Below are 26839 nucleotides of genomic sequence, written 5' to 3'. Positions count from 1 at the left end.
CGAAGATGGTAGTCAGCAAGACAGAGCGACGGCGGCGCGCAGCTGTCTCGGTCCGTGCCTGAACCACCAGTAGGAGGACATTATGGCAGACAAGCCAACCATTGCATTCGTTGAGACTTCGCTCACCGACGGTTCGTTCGAAGCGGACCTCGCCAAGGAGATCATGGACATCGTCGGCGACCGCGCCGAGACGATCACCGTCGACTACGAGGATCTGCCGCTCGCCGGCGAAGCCCCGGAATACCCGCTGCCGGAGGCCGCGCTCGCCGTGCGTGACAAGCTTGGCAACGCGGACGCCGTCTGGGTCGTCGTCTCCGAGTACAAGAAGACGATTCCGGATTCGCTGCGCAACCTCTTCGACTGGCTGTCGCTGCCGTCCACGAAGGATGAGGAGGGCGAGAACGTGCTCAACCAGAAGCCGGTCGCGATTTCCGGCGTCGGCGGCTTCGAGGAGCTGCATCCGCGCATCATGGTCGGCGATCTGCTCGAGGATGCCGGTATGCGTCTCTTCCCTGTCGAGGTCGGCCTGTCCGTTCCGGACGAGGCCGTGCAGACCGGCGACTGGGCGATGACGGAAGCCGATCAGGAGGCGCTGCGCACGCAGGCTGAGGACTTCCTGACCTTCATCTCCGAGAACGAAGTGAAGTGAGTGTTCCGTTCGCACACCGCTGTGGATGACTGATTTCACGACGACCCGCGCATCTCCCGACGAGCTGCGCGGGTCGTCCCATACATTGCCAATGCTTTCCGGCCCATTTCATCGGTTCCGTCGACGACTACACCCGTAGCCATGCCGTTCTGCGTCCCGTCCTGTCGGCTCCATCGATGGTTCGTCCCGCAATCGGACCGGTTTCCGTCCCGATTCGTCGAGGTGCCCGACGGTTTGTCCCGCTGAGTCCCGTCCTGTCGGCTCCATCGATGGTTCGTCCCGCAATCGGACCGGTTTCCGTCCCATTCCATCGACCACATCGATGAACCCGACCGTGGAGAGGCCAGTTTCCGTCCCGATTCGTCGAGGTGCCCGACGGTTTGTCCCGCTGCGTCCCGTCCTGTCGGCTCCGTCGACGGACCGTCCCGCAATCGGACCGGTTTCTGTCCCGGCCCGTCGACTCCGTCGATGAAGCCACCCGCAATGCGGCCATCCGGCCCGTCATCCCCGCCAGCCCCATCTCCTTACGCCGACGGCATACAACAATTGCATCTACAACAGTTGTATGCCGTCCGGTCTAGACTGACCGGACGGCGTACAACCAACGCATACGACACATAGCGCGCAGGAAAGGAAGCGGATCGTGGTCATCGGGAACGCGGACGGCGGGCACGGGCAGGAGTGGCTCAAGCCGAGTCTGGAGATTCGTGCGGTGCATCAGCTTATCGCGCGGTACTGGAACGTCGTCACGCCGTCGGAATCCACGGGCTCGGGCACGAACATGCCGATCATCCTGTATCTGCACGACCATCGCCATGAGGACGTCTTCCAATACGACATCGAGCGGGCGTTCTCGATTACGCGTTCCACGGCATCTCGTGTACTCGCGCTGATGGAGAAGAAGGGGCTGATCACGCGCACGAGCGTCCAATGGGATGCGCGCGTGCGCAAGATCGAGCTCACGGCCTCCGCCGACGGCATCGTCGAAGAGCTACAGCGCCGTTCCCGGCAACTCGAACGTACGTTGTTCGAAGGGTTCTCCGATGACGAGCAGCGGCGTTTCCTCGCCGACCTCGAGCGCATGCAGTCGAATCTGTACGCCACCGGCCTGCTCGGCAAGGAGACGCCGGGGTGCGCCTGCGCGCATCCGCCGGCCGACGAAGAGCAGCACGGCGACGGCGCTCGCGCACCCGCGGACGCGTCGCCGACCCGCCCACAGCAGTCGGCCGACACTGATACGACCGACGCAGCCGACGCAGCCTATACAACCAATACGACCAATAACGACCCGGACGATGCGGACGGCCCGAACAAGCCATCCGACTCGTCAGAGGCCCACAGATTCCAACCAGAGAAAGCAAAGAAAGGAGCGGAGCAGTGAGCGCAACCACCACGGCGGATACCGCCACGAAGCGACCGCCGGCGTCGCAGCAGACGCAGCCGCCTCAGTTACCGCAGCCGCCGAGCAAGAAGCATGTGATACGCACGCTCGGCAAGTCGCTGCGTGAATACAAGAAGGCGAGCGTCCTCTCGCCGCTGTTCGTCATCGTCGAAGCCATCATCGAGATCCTGATTCCGTCGGTCATCGCCGTGCTCATCGACAAGGGCATCACCGGAAAATCGATGCCGGACATCTGGAAGTACGGCCTGATCCTGATCTGCTGCGCGGCCGTCTCGCTGGGCGCGGGCTTCCTGTCCGGGCGCTACGCGGCGGTCGCATCCTCCGGCTTCGCGAAGAACCTGCGCCACGACGAGTTCCAGAAAGTGCAGCAGTTCAGCTTCGCGAACATCGACCGATTCTCGACCGGCTCGATCATCACGAGGCTGACGACCGACGTGACGAACGTGCAGAACGCCTATCAGATGCTGATCCGCGTCGGCATGCGCGCCCCTGTCATGTTGGTCGTCGCATGGATCTTCACGTTCCGCATCAGCCCGCAGATCTCGCTGGTGTTCCTCGCATGCATCCCGGTGCTCGCGGTCGGCCTGTTCGGCCTGATCCTCGTCGTCCATCCGATCTTCGAACGCGTCTTCCACACCTACGACGAGCTCAACAACGTCGTCGACGAGAACCTGCAGGGCATCCGCGTCGTCAAGTCCTTCAACCGCGAGGGCTTCGAGGACCGCAAGTTCGGCCATATCTCACAGAAGATCTACGACCAGTTCTGCAAGGCCGAGAAGCTGCTGTCGATCAACTCGCCGCTGTTCAACGTCTGCATGTACGCGTCGCTGATCACGATCGCGTGGATCGGCGCCCGCCAGATCGTCGCCTCCGGCAACAACGCCGCGCTCGGCCTGACGACCGGCGACCTGACCGCGCTCGTCACCTATGCGATGCAGATCATGATGGCGATGATGATGCTGTCGATGATCTTCGTCATGGTCATCATCTCCCGTGCGTCCGCCGAACGCATCTGCGGCGTCCTGACCGAGGAGAGCACGATCCGCGAGGCGGACGAGCCGGTCACGGCCGTCGCCGACGGCTCGATCGACTTCGACCATGTGAGCTTCCGCTATTCCGAGCATTCGGAACGTCCGGTGCTCGACGACATCGACCTGCACATCCGCTCCGGGCAGACGATCGGCATCGTCGGCGGCACCGGATCGGCGAAGTCGTCGCTCGTGCAGCTCATCCCGCGCCTGTACGACGTCACGTCCGGCGCGCTCAAGGTCGGCGGCGTCGACGTGCGCGACTACGAGCTCGAGTCGCTGCGCGACGAGGTCGCGATGGTGCTGCAGAAGAACGTGCTGTTCGCCGGCACGATCGCCGAGAACCTGCGCTGGGGCAACCCGTACGCGACCGACGAGGAGCTGCGCCACGCCTGCGAGCTCGCGCAGGCCGACGGCTTCATCCAGGAGTTCCCCGATAAATACGACACCTACATCGAGCAGGGCGGCACGAACGTCTCCGGCGGCCAGCGCCAGCGTCTGTGCATCGCCCGCGCGCTGCTGAAGAAGCCGAAGATCCTGATCCTCGACGATTCGACGTCGGCCGTGGACACGAAGACGGACAAGCTGATCCGCGAGGCGTTCCACCACGAGATCCCGAACACGACGAAGATTATCATCGCGCAGCGCGTGGCGTCGGTCGAGGAGTCGGACCTGATCGTCGTCATGCATGAAGGCCGCATCCTCGACCAGGGCACGAACGACGAGCTGCTCGCACGCTGCGAGGAATACCGCAGCATCTACGAGTCGCAGACGCAGCAGCACACGCAACGCGACCTCGGCAAGGAGGCGCAGGACCTGCACGAGGAGGAGGCGGAGGCCAGCGGCTACCGCAAGGACTACGACGAGGACACGTCGACCGCCGACATCATCGCGCGGCAGCGGGAACGCGAACGGGTGCGCGAGGAGCATATCCGCAACGACATCGAACAGATCAAGGGAGGTGAGGAACGATGAGCGCAGCAGCAGCGACGACGGCGCGCACGGCGGTCACCGACAAGGAGACCCTCAACGACGACGCGCGCATGCCGAACGCGAACGGCATGCAGGGCATGCCGCGCCAGAAGGCGAAGAAGGGCACGCTCAGGCGACTGCTCAGATACGTGTTCGCCTACCGGGCGCGCATGGTCTTCATCATCATCGCGATCATCGTGTCCGCGATCGCGCAGGCCGGGTCAGCACTGTTCCTGCAGGCGCTGATCGACCGCTACATCATGCCGCTCGTCGGCGAAAGCCATCCGGCGTGGGCGCCGCTCATCGAGGCGTTGCTGTTCATGGGCGTCCTCTATGCGCTCGGCACCGTCAGCGCATGGCTGTACTCGTATCTGCTCGTCGGCGTCGAACAGGGCGTCATGAAGCAGATCCGCGACGAGATGTTCGAGCATATGCAGACGTTGCCGATCTCCTACTTCGACACGCATGAGCACGGCGACGTCATGAGCCGCTACACGAACGACACCGACACGCTGCGCCAAGCGATCAGCCAGTCGCTTCCGCAGATGTTCGCATCCGGCGTCTCGGCGCTCGCGGCGCTCGTCTCGATGCTGTACCTGTCGATTCCCTACACGATCTTCGTGCTCGTCTTCACGGCGCTGCTGATGCTGCTGATCCGCGTGATCGTCAGCCGCTCCGGCCGCTATTTCGTCGTGCAGCAGCAGGAGCTCGGCGACGTGAACGCCTTCGTCGAGGAATCGGTCAACGGGCAGAAGGTCATCAAGGTCTTCAACCACGAGGACGCGACGCAGGCGGACTTCGACGAGCGCAACGAACGGCTCTACCGGGCGAGCACGAGCGCGAACACCTACGGCAACGTGCTGATGCCGGTCGTCGGCAACATGGGCTATCTGCTCTATGTGCTCTCGGCGATCTTCGGCGGCCTGGCGGCGCTCGGCGACTGGGGCAACCTCAGCTTCTCGGGCGCGACCTTCACGATCGGCACGATCATCTCGCTGCTGACGCTGTCGAGGTCCTTCGTCAACCCGATCGGCCAGGTCTCGCAGCAGATGACGATGGTCATGATGGCGCTTGCGGGCGCGTCGCGCATCTTCGCGCTGATGGACGAGCCTTCGGAGAAGGACAACGGCACGGTGACGCTCGTCAACGTCGAGCTCGGTTCGGACGGCCGCACGATGACGGAGACGTCGAGGAAGACCGGCCATTGGGCGTGGAAGCGCGAGGCGAGCGACGACGGCACGCGTTCGCGCGAGGCTGCGAAGCAGCTCAGCGACCGCGCCTACGAGGTCTGGCAGAAGGCGCATGAGCAGGCGGTGACGTCCCCGGACGGCAGGCTGACGCTGCTGCGCGGCGACGTGCGCTTCACCGATGTGACCTTCGGCTACGACCCGAAGAAGCCGGTGCTGCACGACATCACATGGTTCGCCAAGCCGGGCCAGAAGATCGCGCTCGTCGGCGCGACCGGCGCCGGCAAGACGACGATCACGAACCTGATCAACCGCTTCTACGACATCCAAGAGGGCATGATCCTCTACGACGGCATCAACGTCAAGGGCATCAGGAAGCCGGATCTGCGCCGCTCGCTCGGCATCGTGCTGCAGGACGTCAATCTGTTCACCGGCACGGTGATGGACAACATCCGCTACGGCAAGCTCGATGCGACCGATGAGGAGTGCATCGCCGCGGCGAAGCTCGTCAACGCCGATTCGTTCATCCGCATGCTGCCGGACGGTTATCGGACGGTGCTGTCGGGCGACGGCTCGGGACTGTCGCAGGGGCAGCGTCAGCTGATCTCGATCGCGCGCGCCGCCGTGGCCGATCCGCCGGCGCTCATCCTCGACGAGGCGACGTCGTCGATCGACACGCGCACCGAGGAGGTCGTGCAGGCCGGCATGGACAACCTGATGAAGGGGCGCACGGTGTTCGTCATCGCGCATCGTCTGTCGACGGTCAGGAATTCGGACGTCATCATGGTGCTCGACCATGGCCGCATCATCGAACGCGGCTCGCATGACGAGCTGATGGCCGAGAAGGGCGAGTACTACCAGCTGTACACCGGTTCGCTCGAGCTCGAGTGATTCCGGTCCGGCTGGTCGTGGTCCTCATGAGGGCGGTCGTCCCGTGCGTTGCTCGGGGCGGCCGCCCTCCGTCGTTCTACGGGGAGGAGAGTGAAGAGGCCGCGGCTTTTCCCCTCGCGGAGTGCGCCGCCACGCCGCCGCGGACAGGTAGGATGGGGCAGTATGCAAGGGAACGAAGCGCATATCATCAGGCAGATCAACCACGTCGAGTTCGAGAACGAGCATGAGGACGGCGACTGGCCGATCGTCTCGCAGCCGCTCGAGCTTGAGGGCGTGGGCAACGTGCGCGACATGGGCGGCATCCCGACGCAGGACGGCCGGCGGATCCGTCCGGGCATGCTGCTGCGTTCGGCGGACCTGCACAAGGCGACCGACGCCGACCTCGCTACGCTCGACCGGCTCGGCGTGCGCAACATCATCGATCTGCGCACACGGCAGGAACGCCATATGGAGGAGGACCGGCTGCTTCCCGATTGGCGCTATTTTCCGATTCCGGTCTTCGATGAGGGCGGCGAGCTCGGCAAGCAGCTGCGGGGGCTGATCGCCGAGCCGGGCATGTTCATCGAAAGCCTGTACCCGCAGATGATCGACGCGCCGATGGCCGTCTCGTGCTGGAAGGACTGCTTCGGCCATCTGCTCGACGACGGCGGCGGCACGTTGTGGCACTGCACGCAGGGCAAGGACCGCACCGGCGCGCTCGCCGCGCTCGTCCTCGCCTCGCTTGGCGTCGACGAGACGCTCATCATCGACGACTACCTCGAGACGAACCGATTCATGCCGCACACCTCGTCGAAGCTCGCGCAGAAGCTCGAATCGATCCTCGGCGCGCGCGTCGACGGCGACATCAACCAGTTCCTGACGGCGGCGCCCGCCTACATCCACGCGTTCATCGGCGCGACGACGCGCTACGGCGGCCTCGTCGGCTTCCTGCGCACCAAGGTGGGACTGTCCGAAACCGATTTCGAACGGCTGCGTGAACGCTACACCTGCGACGCCTCCGACATGCCGCGGGACTGACGGCGAGCGGCGGCGCGCCGATTCGCCTAACTGCGCAATCGCGCGGCGAGGACGCCGGACGTGCTGTAATGGAAGACAGCAATATTCAACCGTGGAACGAAGGATGGTTACCATGACCGACATGACCGAGCAGATGAAGAAGAACTTCGAGGAGATCAAGGAACGCATCGACGAGCACAAGGATGACTTCGAAGGTGTCAAGGATTCGGCCGAGAAGATCGCCGGCAAGCTCAAGGATGCCAAGGAGGGCTGGGAGTCCGCCCGCGCCGAAAAGGGCGACAAGAACGAGATCGCCAAGGACGAGGAGACCCACCAGACCCACTGATCGGTCCTCGGATCGCCGGTCGGGATTCGACCGACGGGCCTTTGCATGGGGTATGACGGGGCGCGCCACACGGAAGCATCGTGCGGCGCGCCCTGTCAATATGTTTGCCGTGAGCTGAAAAAGACATGGGAACATGCGCGCCGGCTTGTTAGCGTAACGCTTGTATGATCTACACGGGCATCGGGGAGGCGATGTGCCGGGTGCGCCATCCATATCGTGGCCGGAGAGAGCGGACGCGTACAGTCAGCGGACGGCGGCGCCCTGAAGACGTGAAGCGCGATGGGAGAGAGGCGAGGACGATGATGAAGCAGTGGGCATCGGCCGTCATGACGATTGTGGCATGCATGGCGTTGCTCACCGGCTGCGGCGGCGCGAGTCGAACGGAGCCGCAGCCGAGCGCGGACACGGAGATCACGACGGCGCCGAGCGGCAAGGGCGAGTCGACGGAGGCGGCGCCGGACACGTCGGCGAGTGCCGGGGAACTGGAGACGACGACGGTCTCCCCATTGCATGTGGAGGGGACGAAGCTGCTCGACTCCGCCGGCAAGCCGATGCAGCTGCGCGGCGTGTCGACGCATGGCATCGCCTGGTATCCGCAGTACGTGAACGCCGACCTGTTCGCGAACCTCAAGCGCGACTGGGACATCAACGCGGTGCGCATCGCGATGTACTGCGCGGAGAGCGGCGGCTACTGCACCGACGGCAACAAGGAGCAGCTCAAGAAGACGGTGCGCGACGGCGTCGACGCGGCCGTCAAGGACGACATGTACGTCATCGTCGACTGGCATACGCTGTCGGACAACGACCCGAACATGCACGTCGACCAGGCGAAGGAGTTCTTCGGCGAGATCGCGAAGGAGTACGCCGACGTGCCGAACGTGCTCTACGAGATCTGCAACGAGCCCAACGGCGGCACGACGTGGGCGCAGGTCAAGCGGTACGCCGAACAGGTGATCCCGGTCGTGCGCGGGCATGCGAAGGACGCCGTCGTGCTCGTCGGCACGCCGAACTGGTGCCAGGACATCGACGTGGTCGCCTCCGATCCGCTCGACGTGGACAACGTCATGTACACCGTGCATTTCTATGCGGCCGACCATGGGCAGTGGCTGCGCGACAAGGTCGTGGCGGCCGTCAAGGCGGGCACGCCGGTGTTCGTCAGCGAATTCGGCGCGACGGCCGCGAACGGCGACGGCGCCGTGGACGTCAAGTCCGCCGACGCGTGGCTCGGCATGCTCGACAAGTACGACATCTCGTACATCATCTGGAACCTGTCCGACAAGCATGAGGGCAGCGCATTGTTCACGACGAATGAGGCACGCGACCCGATCGAATCCGACCTGTCCGCCGAAGGCAGGTGGTATCGGCAGTATCTGCGCGAGCGTCGATAGACGACCCGCGCATGGTGCCGGCGGCAGCGCCGAAAACGGCCATCGGCACCCAAGTTACTGAAGCGCTTATGGTTTTGGAATTATTGGGAAAAGATGACTTCGCTGCGCGCGTCGGAAGCGGAATCCGCCTATGATGGACAGTGCCGTCGGCGAAGACGGCACATCGACAGGAAGGAGCCCCATATGGCAGACGAAGAAAAGAAAGAGGGCCTCGAGGCTCTGGACGCCGCACAGATCGACGCGCTCAAGGAGGTTGTCGACGAGACCGACCATCCGCACATCGACCCGGTGAGCGGCAAGTCCGACGGCAACGCCGACGACGGATTCGACAAGCACGTCGAGGACGACGAGGGCGCCAAGGAGATCAAGGAAGAGAAGAAGGAGCGCACCGGCGCCGAGGAGTCGCTGCTGTTCAACACGGCGAACACGTGGGAGAACATGGACGAAGTGCCCCGCTGAGGTGCGCGGACGCGGCGCATCCATCGCCGGGGCGCCGCGAAACGCCGTCGTTCCAACGTTTGCGTGGAGACGGCGGACATCGAACGGATGACAGGTGAAGGCCGACGCCTTCACCTGTTTTCATTTTTTCATTACATTTTCATGAATGCGGCGCGCGCCGCGACGGGGATGCGCGGCGCGCGGAAGGCGGCGGATGCCGCGCCCGCGGCGATATGCCGACGTGCGCCGGCGTGTGTCGACGGCCGCGACGGGCAATGAAAACGCGGCATTTTCAATGAAACGAGAATCATTCGCCCGATGGGGGAAACCTACGGCGCGGCGCGGCGGCGAGCGGTTATATTGAGGATAGCGGCTGCGGCGAAGGACGTCGCACGGAAGACCCACGAATGGAGACGACATGGCACAGGACAAGAAGAACGTCGGCGACGATCTGGACGACATGAGCACGACCGAGCTCGACAACCTTGAGAACATCGTGCGCGACACCGACCATCCGTACGCCGATCCGGTCACCGGCAAGTCGAACGAGGACGTGCCGCACGAGGATCTGGGCGTCGCGCTCAAGTCCGCCGAACGCAAGGCCGCCGACGACGCGAAGATCGAGCGCGCCGCCGAGGAACCCGAGGAATCCGAGAACGCGAACGAGTGGGAGGATCCGGAGCTCGAGGACCGCGACGCCACCCGCTGAGCGGCGAACAGACCGGACGTCGGCGAACAGACCGGCGAATAGGCCGGATTGACGGTACAGGGGAAGTCATGCATGACCGAACATGGCTTCCCCTCGTTTTTCCGTGACGGACGGTCGCGCGGGGCCGCCGGCGTGCCCGGCATGGCCGGTCCGGTCTCAAAACGACACGTGCCGCGGGCGCGGCCGGCCGATCTGTCGTATATTGGTACGCGACGCGACCTGCCGGCGGCGTCGACGAAGGCGCCGGACGCGCAGGATCGAATAACGACGGGCAGCAAGGAGGAGGCCATGCCAAGACCGGGGAGCGGCGACGGTCCTGGACCGTCGTCGAGCAGCCACGACGACGGCCTGCGCGCCAGTTCGCACGGCCCGCGCGGCACCGGGCGGCGCCCGGGCATGGATTCGGGCGGCGGCTTCGGCGATTTCGGCGGCTTCGGAGGATTCGGCGGTCCGCCGCCGCGCCGTTATCACGACAGTCATCCGCGGTATCGTTCGGGCATCGACCTGGGCGATCTGATCAACTTCGGCATCGGCGTCGCCTACGGCAGGGACCAGGAACGCCGTTCCCGCCAGCATACGCACATCGAGGTGCCGCACATGAGCGAGGACAGCATGCACACGACGCAGCAGCCGACCGGCGCCGCCTACGGCGGTCCGTTCGGCGGCGGCGCGTCCGGCGGCGGGTCGGGCCCGTTCCCGACCGGCGGCAACGGCGGCGGCCGGAACCCGAAATCGGGGCCGAGCTGGCTGACGGCGGTCGCCGTCGTCATCGCGATCGCCTGCGTCGTCCTGCTCGGCTTCCTCGGATGCTCGAGCCGGACGAACGACGCGAACAGCTCCGGAGGCTCGATCCCGACGAGCACCTACAACCGCGAGAAGATCGATTCGGGCATCGCCTACGACGCCGACGACGTCGACGACGAACTCGGATGGATCACTGACGTGCGCGCGACCGGGCGCGGTCTCAAGTCGTTCTACGACAAGACCGGCATCCAGCCCTACGTGCTGCTCGCGAAGTACAACCCGGACCTCACGACCGACGAACAGCGCGAGACATGGGCGCGTGACTGGTACAAGCAGCACATCGACAACCAGGACACGCTGCTGCTCGTGTACTTCGCCGACAAGGACTCCGAGAACGTCGTGGGCCACAGCGTGCTCATCAACGGACGCAACGTCTCGACGGTGATGGACGCGCAGGCGGTCGACATCTTCTGGGCCTACTACGACCAGTACTGGTACTCCAACATGAGCACCGACGACGCGATCGTCAGGACCTTCGACTCGACGGCCGACCGCATCATGACGAAGACGACGACGACCAACGATGTGCTCAAATGGGTCATCATCGCCGTCATCGTCATCGGCGTGCTCGTCATCATCGGCATCATCGTCTGGATGGTGATCAGGCGCCGGCGCGAACACGAAGCGTACGTGGAACGCATGGTCAACACCCCGCTCGAGGAGGCGGAGGACCCGATTTTGAAAAAATATAGTCAGGACGACCAGAAAGGACAACGATAATGGCTATCCTGAAACGATTCGGCGACATCATGCGCGCCAACATCAACGCCTTGCTCGACAAGGCGGAGGATCCGGCGAAGATGGTGGATCAGATGCTGCTCGACCTCAACGAGGACCTCGCCGCCGTCAAGAAGGAGACCGCCGGCGTCATGGCCGCGGCCACGAGCGCGCGCCAGCAGGTCAACGAATGCAAGGCCGACATCGCGAAGTACGAGGCGGCGGCGAAGGCGGCCGTCAAGGCCGGCGCCGACGACGACGCACGCCAGCTGCTCACGCGCAAGCAGCAGTACGAGAGCACGCTGCCGTCGCTCGAGCAGGCCGCGCAGGTCGCCGAGGACAACGCCGCGAAGATGCGCCAGATGCACGACAAGCTCGTCAACGACATCAACGGGCTGCAGGCGCGCCGCGCCGCCGTGCACGCGAAGGTCGCCGTCGCGAAGGCGCAGAACACCGTCAACAAGGCCACCGAGTCGACGGCGAAGAGCTCGCGCAGCCAGGCCGCCTTCGACCGCATGGAGGCGAAGGCCGACCAGATGCTCAACGAGGCGAACGCGACGGCCGAGCTCAACTCGCAGTCGAGCGAGGAGGACCTCGCAAACAAGTACCTCGCCGGCGGCAGCGCGTCGGTCGACGACGAACTCGCCCGACTCAAGGCCGAACTCAACGGCGGCGACGCCCAGCAGTGACGGCGTGCTCCGCCGGCGGGAGCCGGACGAGGCGGCCATCCCACGAAGACACCGGCGCGGAATACATCATTCCGCGCCGGTGTTATAGTGGCACACGATAGGCGACGATCCGTCATCAGCGGGGAGCCTTCGGAAGAACGGTCCGGCGCATATGCCGCCGGGCTCAGTAGAACCGACGGGATCGGCCCGACACAGCCGAATCAAGCGGTCACGGGCACGTCGCCGGACGCGGCGCGCATGTGGCAAGCGAGGTGGTACCGCGGTGGCGGCCCCACGGGCGTGCGCACGACGCGCATGGCCGCGCAGGCGTCCATCGTCCTCGCAGGCAACCGAAGTCTGCAAGAACGAGGAGCAACGGTGAGCGAAACACCAAAGCACGTGTACCCTAAGGCAGCATCCGGCGAACAGAGCGCCAACGTGGCGCCGAACCCGGATTTCCCCAAGCTCGAAGAGGATGTGCTGCAGTACTGGGATACGAACGACACCTTCCAGAAATCCATCGATGAGAATCCCTCCGGCGAGAACAGCGACAATGAATTCGTGTTCTTCGACGGTCCGCCCTTCGCGAACGGCCTGCCGCACTACGGCCATCTGCTGACCGGCTACGCGAAGGATGTCGTGCCGCGTTATCAGACGATGAAGGGGCGCCGGGTCAACCGCGTCTTCGGCTGGGACACGCACGGCCTGCCCGCCGAACTCGAGGCGCAGAAGGAGCTCGGCATCGATTCGGTCGATCAGATCGAGAAGATGGGCATCGACAAGTTCAACGACGCCTGCCGCGCCTCCGTGCTCAAATACGTGGGCGAATGGCGCGACTATGTGCACCGCCAGGCGCGTTGGGTCGACTTCGAGCACGGCTACAAGACGCTTGACATCCCGTATATGGAGTCGGTGATGTGGGCGTTCAAGACGCTCTACGACAAGGGATTGGCCTACAAGGGCTACCGTGTGCTGCCGTACTGCCCGAAGGATCAGACGCCGCTTTCGGCGCACGAGCTGCGTATGGATGCCGACGTCTATCAGGACCGTCAGGACACGACCGTCTCGGTCGCGCTCAAGCTGCGCGACGAGGACGACGCCTACGCCGTCATCTGGACGACGACGCCGTGGACGCTGCCGACCAATTTCGCCGTCGTCGTCGGCGACGACATCGACTACGTCGAGGTCGCCCCGAAGGAAGGTCGATTCGCCGGCAAGAAGTTCTACTTCGCGAAGGCGCTGCTCGGCTCCTACAACAAGGAGCTCGGCGAGGACTACGAGATCGTGCGCGAGCTCAAGGGCCGCGACATGGTCGGCTGGCGCTACTATCCGATCTTCCCGTACTTCGCCGGCGCCGACGCGACGGCCGAGGACGGCACGCCGGGTCCGAACGCGTACCAGATCCTCACCGCCGACTACGTCGACACGACCGAAGGCACCGGCCTCGTGCATCAGGCGCCCTACGGCGAGGACGATATGAACACGCTCAACGCGCACGACATCAGGAGCGTCGACGTGCTCGACGCCGCATGCCGCTTCACGTCGCTGTGCCCGGACTATGAAGGCCTGTTCGTATTCGACGCGAATCTGCCGATCCTGCGCAACCTGCGTGCCGGCGACGGTCCGCTCGCCGAGCGTCCCGAGGCCGAACGCGCGCTGCTGTTCCAGGAGAAGAGCTACGTGCATTCGTACCCGCACTGCTGGCGCTGCGGCACGCCGCTGATCTACAAGCCGGTCTCGAGCTGGTTCGTCTCGGTCACGAAGATCAAGCCGCGTCTGCTCGAACTCAACCAGCAGATCAACTGGATTCCGGAGAACGTCAAGGACGGCCAGTTCGGCAAGTGGCTGTCGAACGCACGCGACTGGTCGATCTCGCGCAATCGCTTCTGGGGCTCGCCGATCCCGGTGTGGGTGAGCGACGACCCGAAGTACCCGCGCGTCGACGTCTACGGTTCGCTCGACGAACTCAAGCGCGACTTCGGCGACTATCCGCGCGACAACGACGGCAACATCAACATGCACCGTCCGTGGATCGACAACCTGACGCGTCCGAATCCGGACGATCCGACCGGCAAGTCGACGATGCACCGCATCACCGATGTGCTCGACTGCTGGTTCGAGTCCGGTTCGATGCCGTTCGCGCAGTTCCATTACCCCTTTGAGAACAAGGAGTACTTCGAGCACCACTTCCCGTCCGATTTCATCGTCGAGTACATCGGCCAGACGCGCGGATGGTTCTATCTGCTGCATGTCATGGCGACTGCGCTGTTCGACAAGCCGGCGTTCAAGAACGTCATCTGCCATGGCATCGTGCTCGGTGACGACGGCCAGAAGATGAGCAAGCACCTGCGCAACTATCCGGACGTCAACGGCGTGTTCAATAAGTATGGCTCCGACGCGATGCGCTGGTTCCTGATGAGTTCGCCGATCCTGCGCGGCGGCAACCTCATCGTGACCTCCGAGGGCATCCGCGACACGGTCCGTCAGATCATGCTGCCGGTGTGGAGCTCGTACTACTTCTTCACGCTGTATGCGAACGCCGCGAACGACGGCAACGGCTACGACGCGCGCCGCGTGCGCCCCGACGAGGTCGACGGCCTCGCGCAGATGGACCGCTACCTGCTCGCCCGCACGCGTCAGCTCATCGCCGACGTGACCCGCGACATGGACGCCTTCGCGATCTCCGACGCATGCGACGCGGTCGCCGACTACATCGACATGCTGACGAACTGGTACATCCGCAACTCGCGCGACCGCTTCTGGAACGAGGACGAGAACGCGTTCAACACGCTGTACACGGCGCTCGAGGCGTTCATGCGCGTGCTCGCGCCGCTCGCCCCGATGGAGGCCGAGGCCGTGTGGCGCGGCCTGACCGGCGGCGAATCGGTGCATCTGGGCGACTGGCCGTATCTGACCGATCCCGACACCGGCGCCGACACCGAGCTGGGACGGGTGCTCCAGGAGAACGGCGCGCTCGTCGCCGCGATGGACAAGGTGCGCGAGATCGTCTCGGCGACGCTGTCGCTGCGCAAGGCCAACAAGATGCGCGTGCGCCAGCCGCTTGCGAAGCTGACCGTTGTCGTCGATGAACCGTCGCAGGTCGACGTCTACGACGCGCTGCTCAAGAGCGAGCTCAACATCAAGGCGATCGACTACCTGATGCTCGACGAGGCGGCCGAACACGGCCTCAAGATCGTCGAGGAGCTCAAAGTCAACGCGCGCGCCGCCGGCCCGCGTCTAGGCAAGCAGGTGCAGTTCGCAATCAAGGCGTCGAAGAGCGGCGCATGGCATGCCGATCCGAAGACCGGCGACCCGGTCATCGAGACGCCGGACGGTGAGATCACGCTGCAGGGCGACGAATACGACATCACGCGCCGCGTCGAGGAGGCGGACGCGTCCGAACGCGCCAACTCGGCGTCGTCGATCCTGCCGTCGGGCGGATTCGTCATCCTCGACCTCGCGCTCGACGACGCGCTCATCGCTGAAGGCTACGCGCGCGACGTCATCCGCGCCGTGCAGGACGCGCGCAAGGCCGCCGGACTCGACGTGACCGACCGCATCGACCTGACGCTGAGCGTGCCGCAGGACGACATCGCGAAGGTCGAGCGCTTCGAGGACCTCATCAAGTCCGAGACGCTCGCCGTGTCGCTGACGCTCCAGCCGGGCGAGACGCTCAAGGCCGACGTCAGCAAGGCCTGACATGCCCGGTCGATACTGACGCCCGAACCGGCGCATACGGCGGCGATGCCCGTGCCGGACACCGATGCAGGTGTTCCGGCACGGGCATCGCCGCCGTATGCGCCGGTTCAGGGGACAATGTGGCTCCGATTCGCGCCGGTATTCGCCCTCTGCGTACTTTTCCCCGAAACTTGCTCGGACAAGGACTAATGATATTAGGCTTATTGCGCCGATTTGACTGGATAATTATCACAAATTCTACTGTAAGAGTAATAAATGGCGAAAATCCAAGGTTTTTTCTTGAAATAAGTGAGTTTGTTCTCCCGTCGCAAGTTTCCCACGCCGACGGGAATCTCCATACGTTGAGAATCAACGATGGAAATCCATCGGAGACACCGTGGGAATCACCGGAAGGTGTGCGTTGCGAAGGTCGCGCGGGCGCTAAAGGCCCGTGCGGGCGAGTGGCCATCATTTGCCGAGGAAACCCTCAATACCACGGGAAAGAAAGTCGGTACACGATGAACACTCGTTCAATAGCCAAGGCGTCGGCGGCCGTGTTTGCCGCAATCGCAATGCTGGGAGTCGGAGGGCTCACAGCCGGTACGGCGCTCGCGGATGACCCGTCCGCATCCCCGTCGGCGCCGTTCACACCCACCGCGAACGCGGGCACGATCATCATCCACGATGCGCCGGCGCCGTCGGACGGCGGCACGAACGACCTCGTCCCGGCGTCGGTCAACGGTCGTACGTTCACGGCCTACGAACTCGGCTCCTACGCCGATGTCCAGGTGACGGGCAGCAGCGTCACCAGCATGAACCTGGTCAACGCCCCGGGCGTGACCAATGCGGACGTGATGGCCTGGATCAAGGCCGCCGCACAGGGCGTCAACGCCGCGAACACCTCTGATGACCAGCTGAAACTGCTGGATGCCAACAACAAGATCGTCTATCAGGGCGGATCCTTCGTCGGCGACGCGACGAACATGTCCCCGCTGCAGTTCGTCGCCCGGTACTTCTACGGCGCCGGCGCCGACAAGTTCAGCAACGATCATGCGAACAACAAGGCGATGCGCCTGTTCGCCAAGGCCGCGCAGGCCACGCTCGGCGCCGCCTGCTCCACAGTGACCACGCATACCGCCACCGGTGCCCAGGGATAGGCCGAGTTCGCCAATCTGCCCGAAGGCGTCTACCTGATCGTCGAGCAGCCCGCCACGGGAAGCGGCGCGGCGGCCAACGAGATGCCGCGCGCCATGATCGCTGGCACGACGATCACGAACGGACAGAGCATCATCAAAAGCACGACGGGGCGCGACGGCCAGAGCTTCACGCTTGGTCAGATCAATCTGAAGGCCGAAAAGGTCGAAGTCCAGAAGACGACGCCGGGGGATCTGCTCTCCCAGATCGGCTCCTCGCATGAGTTCACGATCACGACGAACGTGCCGAACTACGGTGATTACCAGGATTGGACCAATCCGCAGTTCAGCATCTCCGATACGCCGACGAGCAACCTGACGACGCAGTTCGGCGCCGACAACGCCGGCATCGGAGTGAAGGCCAATGGCGTCGCCCTGACGTCCGGCACTGACTACACGGTGACGAAGGCCGCCAACGGCAATGGATTCACGGTGACGTTGAGCAACCCGCTCAAGCAAAGCGGCAATGCCATTACAGTCACCTACACGGCCGTCGTCAACGCCGTGGGCGTGGACAAGACGAACAACACGGCGTCGGTGACCTTCGACAACAACCCCCAGGACCACAGTTCGCATGGCACTGGCACCACCGATTCCACGAAGCATCTGTACGTGGCGTCCGTGCCGTTGCAGAAGATCGCGTTCAGCGATCCGAACACCATCCTGCTCGGAGCGCAATTCACCGTGACCGCCGGAACGGCCAATACTCCGGTCAAGTTCCATGACTACGGCAATGGCGTATACGGCATCGTCAAGGACGGCGCCGTCGATGCCCAGGGTAATCCGGTCGTGACGGTCGATCACATCACCTCCAGCGATACGCAGATCGTCATCAAGGGCCTCAACGCCGATTCGACCGACGCGACGACCTACACGTTCAAGGAGACCAAGGCGCCGACGGACTATCTGCTCGGCGACAATCCGGTGCAGTTCACGCTGACGGTCCAGCCCACCTACAAGGAGCCGGCGAAGAAGACGCTCGCCGGCGTGACTTACAGCATGGATTCGGCGAACTACAAGAACTTCATGGCTTTTCGCTGTTTGGTGTGGGTGGGCTGGTCGGGTGGAGGTGGCTGGCGGGTAGTTTGGGGGTATGGATACCACGTTGTTGTTCACCGCCGCCTTGCAGTTGCCTGATTCTTGGAGGGTTTCGGGCGTGGAGTTCCGTGACGGGGAGGGCGGCAGACGCGAATTGCACATCGCGATCGGCTTCGACGAGACCAGCCGCAAAGGCCACCGGTACATCACCGTGGTCGCCGATCTGGCGGAGCGCAACGTGATCTGCGTGGTGCCCGGCAAGGACGCGAACACAGTCAAACGGTTCGCGTTGGATTTCATGGACCACAACGGTGACCCGAACCGGGTGACACTGGTCACCTGCGACATGAGCCTGGGGTTCGCCAAGGGCATCTGCGAACACCTGCCTAACGCCGCCAAGGTGATCGACAAGTTCCATGTGATCAAGCACGCCAACGAGGCCGTCGACAAGGTCCGCAAGACGGAGGCCGGGCGCAACCCCCTGCTCAGGCGCACGAAATACCTGTGGCTGCGCAACGAGGAGGGCTTGACCGGGCTCTAGCTGGAGACCAAGCATAACCTGCAGAAACAACGGGTCAAGACCGGACGCGCCTGCCAGATGCGCGAGACCGGCAGCCCATGATCAGTGAGACGATGCCGATGAGCAGCGGCACGGCGTACATCGACGTCAGGCTCACATAGGTCAGGAACACGCCGGACAGCAGCGGCGCGACGGCGATGCCGACACCGATGAGCGAACTGTTCAGCGAGACGATGCGGCCGGAGCGTTCGGGCGGCACGATGCGGATGATGACGGTGTTGATCGTCGGGAACATCAGCGCGGCGCCGACCGCCTGGATCAGACGGCTCGACAGCATCATCGGGAAGTCGAGCGAGCACAGGCCTATTGCGGAACTGACGATGAGCAGGATTCGGCTCCAGAAGAACAACCGCTTGAGACCGATGCGCGCGAGCGCGCTCGCCGCCGTCATGACGGCCGTCGCGGCGACAATCGCGTAGTCGACCGTCACCCAGTTCGCCGTGGCGAGGCTCACATGGTAGGTCTCGGAGATGTCCGGCAGCGCGACCGACATCATGACCGAGCAGAAGCCGTCGCCGAGCGTACTGACGATGAGCGTCGCGAGCAGCAGCTTGATCGAACGCCACGAATGCCGTTCGCTGTTCTTCGCGACGACCATCGTGTCGTCGGTCAGCTTGGGCAGCTTGCCGGATTCGGTCGTTTGATACGTCGTCGCCGTGTTCGCCGTGGTCGTCTTACATTGTCTGTCTCGTGTGCTTGCGCGTCCATTCGCCGCCTCCTCGTGTTCCGTCGTCCCGCCGGTGTCGCGGCGGATGCCGCGGGAGGATCTGTCCACTTCCTCCAACGTAGTGCGCCGGCGCGGCCCCGTCGCCGGTTTTCGTCGGTCGCCGAACCGTATGCCCGTATGATTGCGCACTCCGTGCTGCGTTCATCATGAGGACGGATGGTGCCCGAGCGGTGGAACATGCGCGCGGGCGGCCGGCGGTGCCGTACGGTGACACGGGTCGGCGCTGCGGCGCAACGGAACGTGGCGCCGATGCTGAGGACACGGACTACGTCACGACGACGTCGAGGAAAGGAAGAGGACTGATGCGTATCAACGGCGGAGCCATGATGACGAGGATCGCGGCGCTCGCGGCCGCAGCGGCGGTCGTCGTCACGATGGGGGCGTGCGGCGTCAAGGCGCACGCGGACAAGTCATACACCTTCAACGTCGACACCGGCGACGCGATCAAGGTCACGCTCGATGTCACCGACGGCTACGACATCACCGGCAAGGTGCCCTTCGAGGTTACGAAGGACGGCGAGGAGATCTTCGAGGGCTCGTTCATGCATGAGGAGGGCTACGAACTCTACCGTGAGCAGATCGACGGCGACGACACCGCCGAGATCCTCAACGAAGGCGAACGCAACGGCAACGACTTCATCTTCTGGCAGGAAGCCGTCGACGACGCGACCGAACACAACTACGTCGTCAAGGTCAAGGACAGCGCGACCGTCGTCCTCCTGGAAGGCAACGCCTCCGAGGATGCGGCGAAGGCCGCCTTCGACCGCATGAAGATCGTCGTCGACGACTGACGGCGCGCGCCGGCGGCGATTGCGCGCCCGCCGTCGGCATAACGTCCCGCGATGCACTACGATGGCGGCGTAACAACGGTCGTCGAAGGAAACGCGGGGCGCGGAACATGCACCGGGACATGCACAAGGACACCGAACATGCGAGCGGATCGGCGGGATCGGTCGGATTCCTCGGACTGTTCGCGCTCGTCATCTCCGCGATGGTCGGCGGCGGCGTCTTTAGCCTCCCGCAGAACATGGCCGCGCGCGCCGGGGCGGGCGGACAGCTGCTCGCATGGGCCGTCACCGGCGTCGGCATGTGGTTCATCGTCGACACCTTCCGCACGCTCACCGAAATCAAACCCGAACTCAAGGACGGCCTGTACACCTACGCGCGTCAGGGATTCGGCAGATTCATCGGATTCCTCGTCGGCTACGGGTACTGGCTGTGCAACTGCTTCTCGATCGTCGCGTACGGCGTGCTCATCATGTCGACGCTCGACGTCTTCATGCCCGGCGTCTTCACCGATGGCAACAACACGGCCTCGATCATCGGCGCGTCGGCGATCCTGTGGATCATGACGGCCGTTGCGATGCTCGGCACACGCACTGGCGCCGCCATCAACGTCGTCGGCACGATATGCAAGATCGTGCCGGTCGTCGTCTTCATCGTCGCGCTGTGCGCCGTGTTCAACCCCGCGATAATGCGCGCCGACTTCTGGGGGCAGGCGCCCGACGGCACGGCGCTCGCGTTCCACGCCTCCGACCTGTTCGCGCAGATGCGCGATTCGATGCTCGTGACGCTGTGGCTGTTCATCGGCATGGAGGGCGCCGTCGTCGTCTCCGGCAGCGCGCGCTCGCCGAAGGCCGTGTCGCGCGCGACTATCGCCGGCTATCTCGCCGTGCTCGTCCTGTATTTCCTCGTGTCGATGCTGCCGCTCGGCGTCTACGGGCAGCAGCGCATCGCCGGTATGGCGAATCCGTCGATGTCGATGATCATGGAGCAGCGTTTCGGCATGTGGGGTGCCGTCATGGTCAACGTCGGCGTCATCGTCAGCGTCCTGTTCGCATGGCTCGTGTGGATGCTGATGATCAGCCAGATGCCGCTGTTCGGCGCGCGCGACGGCATCTGGCCGCGCGCGTTCCTGACGACGAACCAGCACGGCGCGCCGAAGGGCGGCATCCTGCTGACGGCCTGCACATGCCAGCTGCTGTTCATCCTGTGCCGTTTCGTACGCGGCGACGCATGGAACGTGATGATCTCGATCACGTCGGTCATGTCGATGCCGTGCTATCTGCTGTGCTGCCTGTATCTGTGGAAGGTTGCCGTGCGCGAGCGCGCGTTGTTCGACGCGCACGCCGACGTCACTCGTCGGCGCGCCCTGACGACCGGCGTACTCGGCTCGCTGTTCTCGCTATTTCTCGTCTACGCGGCCGGTCTCGAATATCTGATGGTCGCCTGCGCGTTGTTCGCCGCCGGATTGCCGATCTTCACGCTCGCGCGTCGCCAGCATGCTCCGGATGTCGAATTGCGCGCGCTGTTCAGCGTGAAGGAGCGCGCGCTGTTCGCCGTCATCGTTGTGGGCGGCGTGTGCGGGCTGCTGTACACGCTGCACGTCGGCCTGTTCACAGGTGCGTGATGACGCCGGCGGCGTGCCGTCGTCATACAATCGACTGTTGATTTGCGCGACTGTTGATTTGCGCAATCGACTATGCAGATACGATCGGCGAATCATGTGGCGGGCGCGCGGAACGCGGCATGAATGGAAGGAACGCGGATGAAACGAATCGTGGCGGGCGTCGTCGCCCATGTGGACGCGGGCAAGACGACGCTGTCCGAGGCGCTGCTGTACGCGTCCGGTGTGACGCGCAGGCTCGGCCGTGTCGACCACGGCGACGCGTTCCTCGATACGAACGCGATCGAACGCGCCCGCGGCATCACGATCTACACGGAGCCGGCGATCATCACGGACGGCGACCTCGAACTCACATTGCTCGACACGCCCGGGCACGTCGATTTCTCCGCCGAGACCGAACGCACATTGCAGGTGCTCGACTATGCGATCCTCGTCGTTTCCGCCGTCGACGGCATCCAGGGGCACACACAGACGTTGTTCCGCCTGCTCGGACAGTACGAGGTGCCGACCTTCGTCTTCATCAACAAAAGCGATGCGACCGGCGCCGATGTGGAGCGCACGCTCGCGCAGCTGCGCAGTCGCTTCGGTGACGGCTGCATCGACTTCACGCCCGCAGATGCCGAGGATGTCGGCGCATTGGCTGCGCAGAGCTTCGAGGACATCGCGATGCAGAGCGAACGCGCGATGGACGCATATCTCGAAACCAGCGTCGTCGACGTCGAACTCATCCGCGAGCTCATCGCCGCGCGTCGCGTGTTCCCCGTCTACCACGGCGCCGCGCTGCACATGGACGGCGTCGACGCATTGCTCGGCGGCTTCGCGCACTACGCGCGCCAGCCGCGGTATCCGCAGCGCTTCGGCGCGCGCGTGTTCAAGATCTCCCACGACGCGCAGGGTCGACGACTGAGCTGGATGAAGGTGACCGGCGGCGAATTGAAGGCGAAGATGGTGCTGCCGGCGAAGGACGGCGACGCGGACGGCGAGAAGGTCGACGAGGTGCGCAGCGTGTCCGGCGCGAAAAGCACGACGACGGACACGGCGCCCGCAGGCACCGTGTGCGCGGTGAGCGGACCCGAACGCACGTTCCCGGGGGAGGGATTCGGCATCGAAGAGGACGCGGGCGACCCGACGCTGCAGCCCGTGCTCACGTACACGCTGCTGCCCGGTGACAACGATGTGCACCGATGCCTGCTCGCGCTGCGCGAACTCGAGGACGAAGAGCCGCTGCTGCACGTCGTCTGGCAGGAACGGCTGCAGGAGGCGCACGTGCAGCTCATGGGCGCCGTGCAGCTCGAAGTCATCGAACAGCTCATGCACGACCGTTTCGGACTCGACGTCGGATTCGGAGAAGGGTCAATCCTGTACAAGGAGACAATCGGCGCGCCGGTCGAAGGCGTCGGGCATTTCGAACCGCTGCGCCACTACGCTGAAGTGCATCTGCTGCTCGAACCGCTCGAAGCGGGCGCGGGACTGCAGTTCGCCAGCGACGTGAGCGAAAACGAACTCGACCGCAACTGGCAGCGGCTCATCCTCCAGCATCTGCGCGAACGTGAACATCTCGGCGTGCTCGTCGGCGCGCCGATCACTGACATGCGCATCACGATCATCGGCGGACGCGGCCACCTCAAGCACACCGAAGGCGGTGATTTCAGGCAGGCGACGTACCGCGCGCTGCGCATGGGACTGATGGAATCGCGCGCCGGCGTGCCGACTGATTGTACCGAACTCGATGTGGCGCGCCGCTTCGGCGGCGACGTGCGCGAGGATGAGGGAGATGGCGATGGTGTTAGTACGGACGGTGCGGAGGGTGTTAGTCGTCGCGGCGCTCGCATCAGGGGAGTCGGCAACTGCAGGCTACTCGAACCGTGGTATCGGTTCCGTCTTGAGCTGCCGCAGGAATCGATCGGTCGCGCGATGAGCGACGTGCAGCGGATGAGCGGCGAAAGCGAGGCGCCGCGGACCGACGGCGACTACGCGATCTTGGAAGGCGTGGCACCGGTCAGCGCGATGCGCGACTATGCGATGGACGTGCACGCCTACTCGCACGGACGCGGACGGCTGGCACTGACCTTCGCCGGGTACCGTGCATGCCACAACGAAGCCGAAGTGGTGGAGGAGAGCGGCTACGATCCGGAAGCCGACCTGGAGCATACGCCCGATTCGGTGTTCTGCGCGCACGGCGCCGGCTACCCGGTCAAGTGGTACAAGGTTCCGCAGTTCTGCCATGTGGCGATGCGGGAAGAATGAGGGGGGCGACTGGCGGCCGGTTCCGGATATGAGAAAAGCCCCCGAATGGGGGGCTTGTGGTGGAGCGGACAACGGGACTCGAACCCGCGGTCTCGACCTTGGCAAGGTCGCGCTTTACCAACTAAGCTATGTCCGCAAAGTCAACCGGAAACCGGTTTCGTGGGCGATACAAGATTCGAACTTGTGACCCCTTCCGTGTCAGGGAAGTGCGCTACCACTGCGCCAACCGCCCGGGCCGAGAAGTAAACTTACCCGATGGTCGCCGATTTGCCAAATCCGATGGCCTCTTCGGCGTGTCGCGCCCTGATTTTCGCCGTTTCCGATACCCGCCGGTGCGTTCCTTCCTGCTGATGTTCGCTGGGGGCCGCCCGGGCGAACATGACCTGCGCGGTTCGTGCCCGAGGTGTTCGCTGTGCCCGGCTGAGTGAACGCGGCTGGTGAGGTTGGCGCCGGTCATGTTCGCTAAGACCTCTCTGCGCGAACGTAGTTGGTACGTTCCTCGCCGGTGACGTTCGTTGAGGTGGGTCTGTGTGATTGCGGTTGGCATGTTCCTTGCCGGTGGCGTTCGCTGGGGTGGGGCGTAGCGTGGGTGGACTGGACGGGTTGGGGTGTGGTTGTGGTGGTTTGCGACACGCCGTGGAGGGGTTGTGTTTGTTGGGTTTTGGTGGTGTGGGTTGCGTTTTGGTTTGGGGTGGTGTAAGTTTTCTTCTTGCTGCCGCTCACGGCTTGCCGGTCTGGTTGATTGGTGTGGTTGTGGGTGTGTGTGGTGGTTTGAGAACTCAATAGTGTGTACTGTACTACTTCATCACATGGCCTTTGTTGGTTGTGTGGTGGTCTTTGATTGCCAGTCCGATGCCCGCCCGTGTGGTACCCGAGGGGGTTTGATGGGTGTCGGGGTTTTTGTGTGACCGTCCTTCCTTATTGGATGGTCCGTCTTTTTCTTTTGGGGCCGTTTGGCTCTTCATGAAGGTTTTTTGTGGAGGGTTCGATTCTGGCTCAGGATGAACGCTGGCGGCGTGCTTAACACATGCAAGTCGAACGGGATCCGGCCGGGCTTTGCTTGGCTGGTGAGAGTGGCGAACGGGTGAGTAATGCGTGACCAACCTGCCCCATGCACCGGAATAGCTCCTGGAAACGGGTGGTAATGCCGGATGCTCCGCACCTTCGCATGGGGGTGTGGGAAATGCTTTTGCGGCATGGGATGGGGTCGCGTCCTATCAGCTTGTTGGCGGGGTGACGGCCCACCAAGGCGTTGACGGGTAGCCGGCCTGAGAGGGTGACCGGCCACATTGGGACTGAGATACGGCCCAGACTCCTACGGGAGGCAGCAGTGGGGAATATTGCACAATGGGCGCAAGCCTGATGCAGCGACGCCGCGTGCGGGATGGAGGCCTTCGGGTTGTAAACCGCTTTTGTTCAAGGGCAAGGCGGGTCTTCGGGCCCGTTGAGTGGATTGTTCGAATAAGCACCGGCTAACTACGTGCCAGCAGCCGCGGTAATACGTAGGGTGCAAGCGTTATCCGGATTTATTGGGCGTAAAGGGCTCGTAGGCGGTTCGTCGCGTCCGGTGTGAAAGTCCATCGCTTAACGGTGGATCCGCGCCGGGTACGGGCGGGCTTGAGTGCGGTAGGGGAGACTGGAATTCCCGGTGTAACGGTGGAATGTGTAGATATCGGGAAGAACACCAATGGCGAAGGCAGGTCTCTGGGCCGTTACTGACGCTGAGGAGCGAAAGCGTGGGGAGCGAACAGGATTAGATACCCTGGTAGTCCACGCCGTAAACGGTGGATGCTGGATGTGGGGCCCTTTCCACGGGTTCCGTGTCGGAGCTAACGCGTTAAGCATCCCGCCTGGGGAGTACGGCCGCAAGGCTAAAACTCAAAGAAATTGACGGGGGCCCGCACAAGCGGCGGAGCATGCGGATTAATTCGATGCAACGCGAAGAACCTTACCTGGGCTTGACATGTGCCTGACGATCCCGGAAACGGGGTTTCCCTTCGGGGCGGGTTCACAGGTGGTGCATGGTCGTCGTCAGCTCGTGTCGTGAGATGTTGGGTTAAGTCCCGCAACGAGCGCAACCCTCGCCGCATGTTGCCAGCGGGTTATGCCGGGAACTCATGCGGGACCGCCGGGGTCAACTCGGAGGAAGGTGGGGATGACGTCAGATCATCATGCCCCTTACGTCCAGGGCTTCACGCATGCTACAATGGCCGGTACAACGCGATGCGACATGGTGACATGGGGCGGATCGCTGAAAACCGGTCTCAGTTCGGATCGCAGTCTGCAACTCGACTGCGTGAAGGCGGAGTCGCTAGTAATCGCGGATCAGCAACGCCGCGGTGAATGCGTTCCCGGGCCTTGTACACACCGCCCGTCAAGTCATGAAAGTGGGCAGCACCCGAAGCCGGTGGCCCAACCGTTTTTCGCGGGGGGAGCCGTCTAAGGTGAGGCTCGTGATTGGGACTAAGTCGTAACAAGGTAGCCGTACCGGAAGGTGCGGCTGGATCACCTCCTTTCTACGGAGTTCTGTGGGGCGCCCGTGTGGCGTCCGTTTCGGGACGATGTGTTTCCCGCCCTTGTGGGGGTGGGGGTCGTCCCTGCTGGTGTGGAAGAGATCAAGGATCTGTTGCCGGCCCTGTGGGTCGGTGGTGGTGCGGTGCATGCTGTTGGGTCCCCGGACCGCCACGCCCCTTGTGTGGGGTGGGTGTTCCGCGCCCATGGGTCCGGTGCGGCGTGTTCGTCGTGTCGTGCGGGCTTGTGGTGTGGTGGTGGTT

General features: G+C 63.8%; 18 protein-coding genes, 2 tRNA genes, 1 rRNA gene and 1 pseudogene. 19 read left to right on the top strand and 3 right to left on the bottom strand.

Annotated elements, in window-relative coordinates:
* Positions 1-82 precede the first annotated feature (82 nt).
* From BcFMB_RS00630 to BcFMB_RS00560, 15 genes and pseudogenes are all read left to right on the top strand, one after another.
* Positions 83-649 carry an NADPH-dependent FMN reductase gene (locus tag BcFMB_RS00630; protein WP_099720734.1) on the top strand — a complete coding sequence of 189 codons (567 nt, stop codon included), beginning with the start codon at positions 83-85 and terminating at the stop codon, positions 647-649.
* A gap of 643 nt (positions 650-1292) precedes the next feature.
* On the top strand, positions 1293-2030 hold the full coding sequence (locus BcFMB_RS00625; protein ID WP_232513813.1) for a MarR family winged helix-turn-helix transcriptional regulator: 738 nt from the start codon (positions 1293-1295) through the stop codon (positions 2028-2030).
* A 95-nt stretch (positions 2031-2125) separates the two neighbouring features.
* Positions 2126-4054 (top strand): ABC transporter ATP-binding protein, encoded by a 1929-nt coding sequence (locus BcFMB_RS00620; protein WP_232513886.1) that lies wholly within the window; start codon positions 2126-2128, stop codon positions 4052-4054.
* Positions 4055-4122: 68 nt separating this feature from the next.
* Complete coding sequence (locus BcFMB_RS00615; protein WP_198405445.1) at positions 4123-6129, top strand: ABC transporter ATP-binding protein; 2007 nt, start codon at positions 4123-4125, stop codon at positions 6127-6129.
* Positions 6130-6291: 162 nt separating this feature from the next.
* Entirely contained in the window at positions 6292-7146 is an 855-nt protein-coding gene (locus BcFMB_RS00610; RefSeq protein ID WP_099720731.1) for a tyrosine-protein phosphatase, read from the top strand.
* 112 nt (positions 7147-7258) lie between these two features.
* Complete coding sequence (locus tag BcFMB_RS00605) at positions 7259-7471, top strand: hypothetical protein (RefSeq protein WP_024540480.1); 213 nt, start codon at positions 7259-7261, stop codon at positions 7469-7471.
* 299 nt (positions 7472-7770) lie between these two features.
* Entirely contained in the window at positions 7771-8859 is a 1089-nt protein-coding gene (locus BcFMB_RS00600; protein ID WP_099720730.1) for a glycoside hydrolase family 5 protein, read from the top strand.
* 183 nt (positions 8860-9042) lie between these two features.
* Positions 9043-9318, top strand: a complete 276-nt coding sequence (locus BcFMB_RS00595; protein WP_024540482.1) for a hypothetical protein — start codon at positions 9043-9045, stop codon at positions 9316-9318.
* Between the two features lie 397 nt (positions 9319-9715).
* Positions 9716-10006: a hypothetical protein gene (locus tag BcFMB_RS00590; RefSeq protein ID WP_024540483.1), complete on the top strand. Its 291-nt coding sequence runs from the start codon at positions 9716-9718 to the stop codon at positions 10004-10006.
* A gap of 288 nt (positions 10007-10294) precedes the next feature.
* Positions 10295-11530, top strand: a complete 1236-nt coding sequence (locus BcFMB_RS00585; protein ID WP_099720729.1) for a hypothetical protein — start codon at positions 10295-10297, stop codon at positions 11528-11530.
* Positions 11530-12216, top strand: coding sequence for a PspA/IM30 family protein (locus tag BcFMB_RS00580; protein WP_024540485.1), 687 nt, complete (start codon positions 11530-11532; stop codon positions 12214-12216). Before BcFMB_RS00585 ends, BcFMB_RS00580 begins: the two co-directional genes overlap by 1 nt.
* Positions 12217-12573: 357 nt before the next feature.
* A complete protein-coding gene (gene ileS, locus BcFMB_RS00575) occupies positions 12574-15894 on the top strand; it encodes a mupirocin-resistant isoleucine--tRNA ligase (protein ID WP_099720728.1) in 3321 nt (1106 codons plus the stop codon).
* 497 nt (positions 15895-16391) lie between these two features.
* Positions 16392-17030 carry a hypothetical protein gene (locus BcFMB_RS00570; protein ID WP_157774981.1) on the top strand — a complete coding sequence of 213 codons (639 nt, stop codon included), beginning with the start codon at positions 16392-16394 and terminating at the stop codon, positions 17028-17030.
* 93 nt (positions 17031-17123) lie between these two features.
* Entirely contained in the window at positions 17124-18203 is a 1080-nt protein-coding gene (locus BcFMB_RS00565) for an isopeptide-forming domain-containing fimbrial protein (protein WP_157774979.1), read from the top strand.
* A 64-nt stretch (positions 18204-18267) separates the two neighbouring features.
* A pseudogene (locus tag BcFMB_RS00560) lies at positions 18268-18711 on the top strand (transposase); the annotation flags it as partial.
* Here BcFMB_RS00560 and BcFMB_RS00555 read toward each other — a convergent pair.
* Entirely contained in the window at positions 18680-19282 is a 603-nt protein-coding gene (locus tag BcFMB_RS00555; protein ID WP_257790236.1) for an MFS transporter, read from the bottom strand. The pseudogene BcFMB_RS00560 and the gene BcFMB_RS00555 sit on opposite strands and share 32 nt — an antisense overlap.
* Before the next feature lie 431 nt (positions 19283-19713).
* On the opposite strand from BcFMB_RS00555, the gene BcFMB_RS00550 reads away from it, so the two are divergent.
* From BcFMB_RS00550 to BcFMB_RS00540, 3 genes are all read left to right on the top strand, one after another.
* Positions 19714-20202, top strand: coding sequence for a hypothetical protein (locus tag BcFMB_RS00550; RefSeq protein ID WP_099720724.1), 489 nt, complete (start codon positions 19714-19716; stop codon positions 20200-20202).
* Positions 20203-20321: 119 nt separating this feature from the next.
* Positions 20322-21821 carry a basic amino acid/polyamine antiporter gene (locus BcFMB_RS00545; protein ID WP_024540491.1) on the top strand — a complete coding sequence of 500 codons (1500 nt, stop codon included), beginning with the start codon at positions 20322-20324 and terminating at the stop codon, positions 21819-21821.
* Between the two features lie 138 nt (positions 21822-21959).
* Positions 21960-24065 carry an elongation factor G gene (locus tag BcFMB_RS00540; RefSeq protein ID WP_024540492.1) on the top strand — a complete coding sequence of 702 codons (2106 nt, stop codon included), beginning with the start codon at positions 21960-21962 and terminating at the stop codon, positions 24063-24065.
* 60 nt (positions 24066-24125) lie between these two features.
* On the opposite strand, the gene BcFMB_RS00535 is transcribed toward BcFMB_RS00540, so the two are convergent.
* A tRNA-Gly gene (locus BcFMB_RS00535) sits at positions 24126-24201 on the bottom strand.
* Between the two features lie 24 nt (positions 24202-24225).
* Positions 24226-24297: transfer RNA gene (locus tag BcFMB_RS00530), tRNA-Val, on the bottom strand.
* 741 nt (positions 24298-25038) lie between these two features.
* Here BcFMB_RS00530 and BcFMB_RS00525 point away from each other — a divergent pair.
* A 16S ribosomal RNA gene (locus tag BcFMB_RS00525) occupies positions 25039-26581 on the top strand.
* Positions 26582-26839 lie beyond the last annotated feature (258 nt).

The organism is Bifidobacterium choerinum (assembly GCF_002761235.1).
GTDB lineage: Bacteria > Actinomycetota > Actinomycetes > Actinomycetales > Bifidobacteriaceae > Bifidobacterium > Bifidobacterium choerinum.
Note: the sequence above shows the minus strand (reverse complement) of the source record. Positions and strands in the feature narration are given on the sequence as shown.

Bases quoted from the DNA above. Each gene is read 5' to 3' on its own strand.
- BcFMB_RS00550 (WP_099720724.1), top strand. From the start codon at position 19,714: ATGCGTATCAACGGCGGAGCCATGATGACGAGGATCGCGGCGCTCGCG.
- BcFMB_RS00570 (WP_157774981.1), top strand. From the start codon at position 16,392: ATGAACACTCGTTCAATAGCCAAGGCGTCGGCGGCCGTGTTTGCCGCA.
- BcFMB_RS00590 (WP_024540483.1), top strand. From the start codon at position 9,716: ATGGCACAGGACAAGAAGAACGTCGGCGACGATCTGGACGACATGAGC.
- BcFMB_RS00580 (WP_024540485.1), top strand. From the start codon at position 11,530: ATGGCTATCCTGAAACGATTCGGCGACATCATGCGCGCCAACATCAAC.
- BcFMB_RS00605 (WP_024540480.1), top strand. From the start codon at position 7,259: ATGACCGACATGACCGAGCAGATGAAGAAGAACTTCGAGGAGATCAAG.
- BcFMB_RS00630 (WP_099720734.1), top strand. From the start codon at position 83: ATGGCAGACAAGCCAACCATTGCATTCGTTGAGACTTCGCTCACCGAC.
- BcFMB_RS00585 (WP_099720729.1), top strand. From the start codon at position 10,295: ATGCCAAGACCGGGGAGCGGCGACGGTCCTGGACCGTCGTCGAGCAGC.
- BcFMB_RS00610 (WP_099720731.1), top strand. From the start codon at position 6,292: ATGCAAGGGAACGAAGCGCATATCATCAGGCAGATCAACCACGTCGAG.
- BcFMB_RS00540 (WP_024540492.1), top strand. From the start codon at position 21,960: ATGAAACGAATCGTGGCGGGCGTCGTCGCCCATGTGGACGCGGGCAAG.
- BcFMB_RS00600 (WP_099720730.1), top strand. From the start codon at position 7,771: ATGATGAAGCAGTGGGCATCGGCCGTCATGACGATTGTGGCATGCATG.
- BcFMB_RS00565 (WP_157774979.1), top strand. From the start codon at position 17,124: ATGATCGCTGGCACGACGATCACGAACGGACAGAGCATCATCAAAAGC.
- BcFMB_RS00595 (WP_024540482.1), top strand. From the start codon at position 9,043: ATGGCAGACGAAGAAAAGAAAGAGGGCCTCGAGGCTCTGGACGCCGCA.
- BcFMB_RS00555 (WP_257790236.1), bottom strand. From the start codon at position 19,282: ATGGTCGTCGCGAAGAACAGCGAACGGCATTCGTGGCGTTCGATCAAG.
- BcFMB_RS00545 (WP_024540491.1), top strand. From the start codon at position 20,322: ATGCACAAGGACACCGAACATGCGAGCGGATCGGCGGGATCGGTCGGA.
- BcFMB_RS00615 (WP_198405445.1), top strand. From the start codon at position 4,123: ATGCCGAACGCGAACGGCATGCAGGGCATGCCGCGCCAGAAGGCGAAG.